This is a genomic window from Ideonella flava (assembly GCF_051857595.1).
Taxonomy (GTDB): domain Bacteria; phylum Pseudomonadota; class Gammaproteobacteria; order Burkholderiales; family Burkholderiaceae_C; genus Ideonella.
The window spans coordinates 527,638-533,855 of sequence record NZ_JBPZHD010000003.1 but is presented as its reverse complement, the minus strand read 5'-3'; the positions used below and the strand labels follow the sequence as shown (position 1 = coordinate 533,855).

Below are 6,218 nucleotides of genomic sequence, written 5' to 3'. Positions count from 1 at the left end.
GCGGGAAACGGCGCGGCTCAAGGTTGCTGCGGCCAGCGTTGTGCGACTGCGCCAGAAGGTGAAAGCCTTGCTGCGCGACAAGCGCGGGGCTGGGTTGGCAGCGATCACCGAAGCGCTGAACCCGCTGCTACGCGGCTGGACGAGCTACTTCAGGCATGCCCAGGTTAAGGACGTATGGCAGGAACTGGACGGGTGGATCAGGCGCAAGCTGCGGTGCCGACTCTGGCGCTACGGTAAGCGCCCCTACGCACGCGCCAAATCACTGATGCAGCAGGGACTGACGAGGGAGCGCGCGTGGCGCTCGGCGACCAACGGGCGCGGTGCCTGGTGGAACTCCGGAGCCAGCCACATGAACGCGGCCTTCCCGAAGTCCTTCTTCGACCGCATGGGACTCGTGTCGCTGGTGGATACCCACCGGCGCTTCCAGCGTCAACCATGAACCGCCGTATGCGGAACCGCACGTACGGTGGTGTGGGAGGACGGCGGGGGTGACCCCGTCTCCTACCCGATTTCAGGCGCGCGGCGGCAGCGCCTGGGCCAGGGCGACGAATTCGGCCACGGGGACCTCCTCCGCCCGCCGCTGCACGTCGAAGCTGCCGTCGAAGCGCTGTTCCTCGAGCCACTTGCCCAGCGTGTGGCGCAGCAGCTTTCGCCGCTGGGAAAAGGCGACCGCCACCATCGTCTCGAAGCGCGCCGCGTCCAGCGATGCGACGTCCGGCAGCGGCAGCATGCGCACGACCGCGGAATCCACCTGCGGTGGCGGATCGAAGGCCTGCGGCGGCACGTCGAACAGCGCCTCGATGTCGTAGCGCCACTGCAGCATCACCGACAGCCGGCCATAGACCTTGCTCCCGGGAGCGGCCGCCATGCGGTCCACGACCTCCTTCTGAAGCATGAAGTGCTGGTCCAGCACCCGGTCGGCCCAGGGCAGCAGATGGAAGAGGATGGGAGAGGAGATGTTGTAGGGCAGGTTGCCGACCACGCGCAGCTTGCTCTGATGACGCTCGGCCAGCGCGCCGAAATCGACCTTCAGCACGTCGGACTCCACGACCTCCAGGCCCTGGCGCTGCCGCAGTCGCGCCGCAAGGTCCCGGTCCAGCTCGATCACCGCGAGGCGCCCGGCCCGCTCCAGCAGCGGCTGGGTCAGCGCCGCCAGGCCCGGGCCGATCTCCACCAGCGCCTGCCCGGGCCGCGGATCGATGGATCGCACGATGGCGTCGATCACGGCCGTGTCGGCCAGGAAATGCTGGCCGAAGCGCTTTCTGGCCACGTGCTTCATGACCGTGGGCCTTCGAAGGCCGCGGTCCGCCGCACGCTCAGCATACGGCTCACTGCGGCGGCTCGCGCATCTCGATGTAGGCGCGCGCTTTCAGCTCCGTGGCCCAGTCGGTGTAGGCGGGTCCGAACTTCTGCTCCCGCAACTGGTTGCGCGCCTGCTCGCGCAGCTCCTTGGGATCGACGGCCATCTGGCGGCGCTCGACCACCTGGATCAGGTGCACGCCGAAGCGCGACACGATGGGCGTCGAGATGCCGCCCGGCTGCAGCTTGCCAAGCGCTTCCTCGAACTCGGGCACGAAGCTGCCGGGGCTGGCCCAGCCCAGATCGCCGCCGCTGGCCGCGCTGCCATCCTCGGAGTACTGCCGCGCCAGGTCCTCGAACCGGCGGCTGCCGGCCAGGATCTGCTCGCGGAACTCGGCCAGGCGCTTGGCGGCCGCCTCCACCGGCAGCGCCGTGGACGGCCGCAGCAGGATGTGACGGGCGCGGGTCTGGGTCACCGAGGCGACATTGGCGTCGACACGGGACAGCAGCTTGAGGATGTGGAAGCCCGCGCCGCTTCGGATCGGCTCGGCCGTCACGCCGCCCACGGCCAGCGGACGCACCGCCTCGACGAAAAGGTCGGGCAGCCGGTCGGACGGCTTGGGGCCGATCTCGCCGCCCTTGTCACGATTGCCATCCTCGGAGACGGCCTTGGCCACCACCGCGAAGGGCTCGCCCGAACGCACCCGGGCCAGCGCGGCCAACGCGCGTTCACGCCGCTCGGCCACCACCTCGGGTGGGGCGTTCTCGGGCACGGTGACGAGGATCTGCGCGATGTTGAGCTCGCTCGTGGAGGCCATCTGCGCCTGGCGGGCGGCCAGCGCGTTGTCGATTTCGGCGTCGGTGACGCGAATGCGGCCGCTCACCTCCCGCTCGCGCACCCGCTCGGCCATCATCTGGTCGCGCAGGTTGGCCCGAAAGCGCGCGTAGTCGATACCCTCCGCCCTGAGACGCTCCTGAAGCTTGTCCAGGCTCATCTTGTTGGCCGACGCCACGTTGGCCACCGCGCGGTCCAGCTCCGGCTCGTCCACCTTGACGCCGGAATCGCGCGCGTAGGTGACGATCACCCTTTCCTCGATGAGCGCGTCCAGGACCTGCTTGCGCAATTCGGGATCGGGCGGCAGGCGTGCGCCACTGCGCAGGGCTTCCAGCTTGGCGCGCGCCACGCGCTGATCGACCTCGACCTGCGTCACCAGCTCGTTGTTGACGATGGCCACGATGTAGTCCGCCGAGCGGGCTGGCGACGCCTTGGCAGTGGCCGCCGGGGCGGCCGGCTGGGCCCAGGCGGCCGCGGTGGCCAGGACGCTGGCACCGAAAGCGATGGCGACGGCACGGGAAAGAATCTTGTCGGTCATGGGCGAAACGTCGTGGACGGTGTGGGCGCGTCGTCGTCGCGAAGCAGCCGGTAACCGGGAATATTGTCCTTCAGCGCCTTCAGCGGGTTGCTGCCCAGGCGGGACAGGCCGACCAGCTCCAGCTGCAGCATCCAATGAGTCGTGGACTCGGCCAGGCCGGTGGAGGTTCGCTGGCTGACGAAGCGGGCGATCCAGCAGCCGGCGTCGTACTCGAGGCCGGCCAGCGAATCGGTGACGCGGCTGTCGCGCATGCTGAAGTTGACCCGGCCCACCCCGTAAAGCGTGCCGCTGCAGCCGTTGGCGCGCGGCGCGCTCTTGTACAAGGGCCACTGCCAACCCAGTTCGAACTGCTCGCTCAGGTCGCGCGCGTAGCGGTAGGTACCGGACAGGGTATAGAACGGCGCTGGCTGGTAGCGCGCCGATACGATCGAGCGCACGGTGCGGTCGATGCTGGCGTTGTACTGGACGGTGGTGTCGAAGATCCAGTTCGGCCACAGCGTCGCCGAGCCGAACAGCAGCAGATCGGACACTCGTTTGTCGCCCTCCTCGCCCTCGGGCGTGATGAGCTGGTCGCGGAACAGGAAGCGCTGGGCGATGCCCAGGCGCAGGCGCTCGATGCCGCTGTCGGGCTCGCGCCAGCGCGAGGTGACGCCGAGCGTGACCTGGTGGGTATCGGCCACGCGGTCAATGCCCGAGAAGGGGTTGTCGGCGTAGATCGACACCACGTTGAAGTCGCTGGCGGCGGTGTCGAACTGGGGCAGGATGGACTGGTCGCGAAAGGGCGTGTTCACATAGTGCAGCCGAGGCTCCAGCGTCTGCCGCAGGGCGTGGCCGAAGAGGCTGTCGTCACGGTCGAAGCGCAGCCCGGCGTCGGCGCTCAGCGTCGGGATGGTGCGGCTGGCCTCGCGACGAGTGGTCAGGGTGTTGTCCGGCATGACCATGGGCGTGTCGGTGCGGTAGCTGGCCGCGTTGAACGACACGCGCGGCGTGAACCAGCCCCAACCCTCGTCGAAGGGCCGGCTCAGGGCCCCCAGCAGATGCACCCGCGAGCCATCCGGGCGCGTGTCGCCGGCCGGCCGGTCGGAGAGCTCGAAACGGTTGGCCTCGGCCTCGAATTCCCATTGCACCCCCAGGCCGCTGTCCACGCCCAGGCGGCCGTGTCCACGCATGCCCAGCTGGGGCACGCGTTGATAGGGAGGCTCGATGGATTCGGTGTCCTGCAGCACCTGCCAGCCCTGCACGCCGGCGTACAGCTCGAGCGTGGTGTCGCGGCCGAATTCGTAGCGGCGCGTGGCGGCTGCAGATTGGGTCAGCAAGCGGCGGGTCAGGCTGGGCAGCTGGTTGGAGAAGTCCTTCCAGTAGTCGTCGTCCGAGGCGCGCAGGAAGTTGACCCCGTAGCGCCAGCCGATGTCGCCCTCCTCGTCGCCCGCGAAGTGGCCGCTGTGCATCCATTCGAGGCCGTGCCGCTCGCGGCCGGCCACGCGGTCGTATGGGATGGCATGGATCTGGAAGCGGCCCTCGTCGCTCGGCTGCAGGTAGCGAAATTCGCTCTGCAAGCCCGCGCCACGCAGGGTGGCGACGGAGGGTGTGGTGATGAGGTCGTAGTTCGGCGCGAGGTTCCAGTAGTAGGGCACCGCGATCGAGATGCCGCCCCGGCTGTCGCTGTCCAGTTCGGGCGGCAGCCAGCCCGACTTGCGCTCGCTGGTCGCCGGGAAGCTGATAGCCGGAGCCGCCAGGATGGGGACGCCCAGGAAGCGCAACACGGCGTTGTGCGCCACGCCCTCGTTGTGCTCGAAGTCGAGGTCGAGCTTGTCCGCCGAAAGAAGCCAGTCGGGAGCGGCCCCGTCGGCGGCCTCGTCACGCGGGCAGCTGGTGTAGTCGGCGCGCCGGGCCGACAGGCGCTGCTCGCCGGCGAAGTCGATCCGCTCGGCCTTTCCGCCGGCACCGGTTCGCGAGAAATGGTAGGTGGGCTTGATCACGTAGCCCTCTCGCGTGTCCAGGTTCAAGCCGGCCTCCGTGCCGGTGAACTGGTCTCCTTCACGGACCAACTTCACGTGGCCAGTGGCATAGGCCCATTGGGTCGGCTCGAGGTAGCGCAGCAGGTCGGCCGTCAATGTCAACTGGCCTTGGCGCAGCTCCACCTCGCCTTCGGCCACGGTCTCGCGGTCCAGCGTGCTGTTCACGGTCCGGGCACTGAGTTCGGCCGGCAGGCGCGCCGGTTCAGGGCTGGTCGCGCCCTGAGTCGCGCCGCAAGCCGATGCGCAGGCCAGCGCCAATGCGCTCACAGCCAGGCGACGGCGCGGCAACGGGGAAAGACGGCAGGGGGAGGAGTCGTGCAGGCGCAGCAAGCAGAGCCACCGGTCAGGCGCCGCAACGCCGCACCGATCGACGGCCGCGCGAGCAGGCAACAAAGGCGTCACTAGAATCGCCGCGGATTATCCACGCTGGCCCTGCTGCGGACTGCCTTGACGCCTCCCGCCTCTTCTGATCCATCGCCGGACGTGCCTTCCGTCGATTGGCACGACGCTGCCCGGCACGGCGCGTTCGATCGCTGGCTGGCGCCGCTGGCTGCGGCACAGGGCTGGGATCCGGCGAGCCTGCGCGTCGCCTCGGCCGACGCCAGCGCTCGCCGCTACCTGAGGCTCGAAGGGCCCGGCGGCCGCAGCGCGGTCGTGATGGATGCGCCGCCCGGGCTGATCGACAGCCGCCCCTTCCTGGCGATGGCCGAGCGAATCGCCGCGGCTGGGCTGCATGCGCCGCAGGTCCTCGCGGCTGATGCGGAGCAGGGGTTCGTGTTGCTCGAGGACTTGGGAACGCGCCCCTATCTCGAGGCCTTGCGCGAGGCCGACGCGGCGGAGGCGAACCGCCTGATGCGCGACGCCATCCGTGCCCTCGTGCATTGGCAACAGCATGTCGACGCTGCCTCGCTGCCTGCCTACGACGAGGCCTTCCTGCGGCGGGAGCTGGCGCTTTTTCCCGAATGGTGCGTCGGCCAGGAATTCGGCATCTCCTGGTCCGATGCTGAGTCGGCACGGTGGCAGAAGCTCTGCGACACCCTCGTCGCCAGCGCCCTCGCGCAGCCGGTGGTTGCCGTGCATCGCGACTTCATGCCGCGCAACCTCATGGTGTCCGACCCCAACCCCGGCATCCTGGACTTTCAGGACGCGCTGGCCGGCCCCGTCACCTACGACATGGCCTCGCTACTGCGCGACGCCTTCGTCTCGTGGGACGAGGAGCGGGAGCTCGACTGGGCGGTGCGCTACTGGGAGGCCGCGCGCAAGGCCTGCCTGCCGGTGGACGAGGACTTCGGGGAGTTCTGGCGCCAGCTCGAGTGGATGGGACTGCAGCGCCACCTGAAGGTGATGGGCATCTTCTGCCGCCTGAAGCTGCGCGACGGCAAGCCGCACTACCGGGCGGATCTGCCGCGCTTCTTCGCCTACGCCACCAAGGTGGCGATGCGCTATCGGCCGCTCGGCCCGTTGCTGGCGCTGCTGGAGCCCATGCAGGACGCCAAGCTCTCCTCGGGCTTCACCTTCTAGGCCGTCT

At 69.2% G+C, this 6,218-nt stretch carries 5 protein-coding genes; 2 read left to right on the top strand and 3 right to left on the bottom strand.

Annotated elements, in window-relative coordinates; all coding sequences use genetic code 11:
• Window positions 1-439, top strand: a 439-nt coding sequence (locus ACS5PM_RS09120; RefSeq protein ID WP_439387286.1) for a group II intron maturase-specific domain-containing protein, incomplete at its 5' end; no start/stop codon positions are given.
• A 72-nt stretch (window positions 440-511) separates the two neighbouring features.
• Here ACS5PM_RS09120 and rsmA read toward each other — a convergent pair.
• From rsmA to ACS5PM_RS09105, 3 genes are read right to left on the bottom strand one after another with little or no spacing between them, the layout of a single operon-like run.
• Window positions 512-1,279, bottom strand: coding sequence for a 16S rRNA (adenine(1518)-N(6)/adenine(1519)-N(6))-dimethyltransferase RsmA (gene rsmA / locus ACS5PM_RS09115; RefSeq protein WP_439387285.1), 768 nt, complete (start codon window positions 1,277-1,279; stop codon window positions 512-514).
• 49 nt (window positions 1,280-1,328) lie between these two features.
• The gene (locus ACS5PM_RS09110; protein WP_439387284.1) at window positions 1,329-2,672 is read right to left on the bottom strand and encodes a peptidylprolyl isomerase; all 1,344 of its coding nucleotides are present in this window, start codon (window positions 2,670-2,672) and stop codon (window positions 1,329-1,331) included.
• Entirely contained in the window at window positions 2,669-4,855 is a 2,187-nt protein-coding gene (locus ACS5PM_RS09105; RefSeq protein ID WP_439387283.1) for an LPS-assembly protein LptD, read from the bottom strand. Before ACS5PM_RS09105 ends, ACS5PM_RS09110 begins: the two co-directional genes overlap by 4 nt.
• Before the next feature lie 318 nt (window positions 4,856-5,173).
• On the opposite strand from ACS5PM_RS09105, the gene ACS5PM_RS09100 reads away from it, so the two are divergent.
• Window positions 5,174-6,211: an aminoglycoside phosphotransferase family protein gene (locus ACS5PM_RS09100; protein ID WP_439387282.1), complete on the top strand. Its 1,038-nt coding sequence runs from the start codon at window positions 5,174-5,176 to the stop codon at window positions 6,209-6,211.
• The last annotated feature ends 7 nt before the right edge of the window (window positions 6,212-6,218 follow it).

What these genes read in the sequence shown, in the direction of transcription:
- rsmA (WP_439387285.1), bottom strand. Translation starts at nt 1,279, where the DNA reads ATGAAGCACGTGGCCAGAAAGCGCTTCGGCCAGCATTTCCTGGCCGAC.
- ACS5PM_RS09110 (WP_439387284.1), bottom strand. Translation starts at nt 2,672, where the DNA reads ATGACCGACAAGATTCTTTCCCGTGCCGTCGCCATCGCTTTCGGTGCC.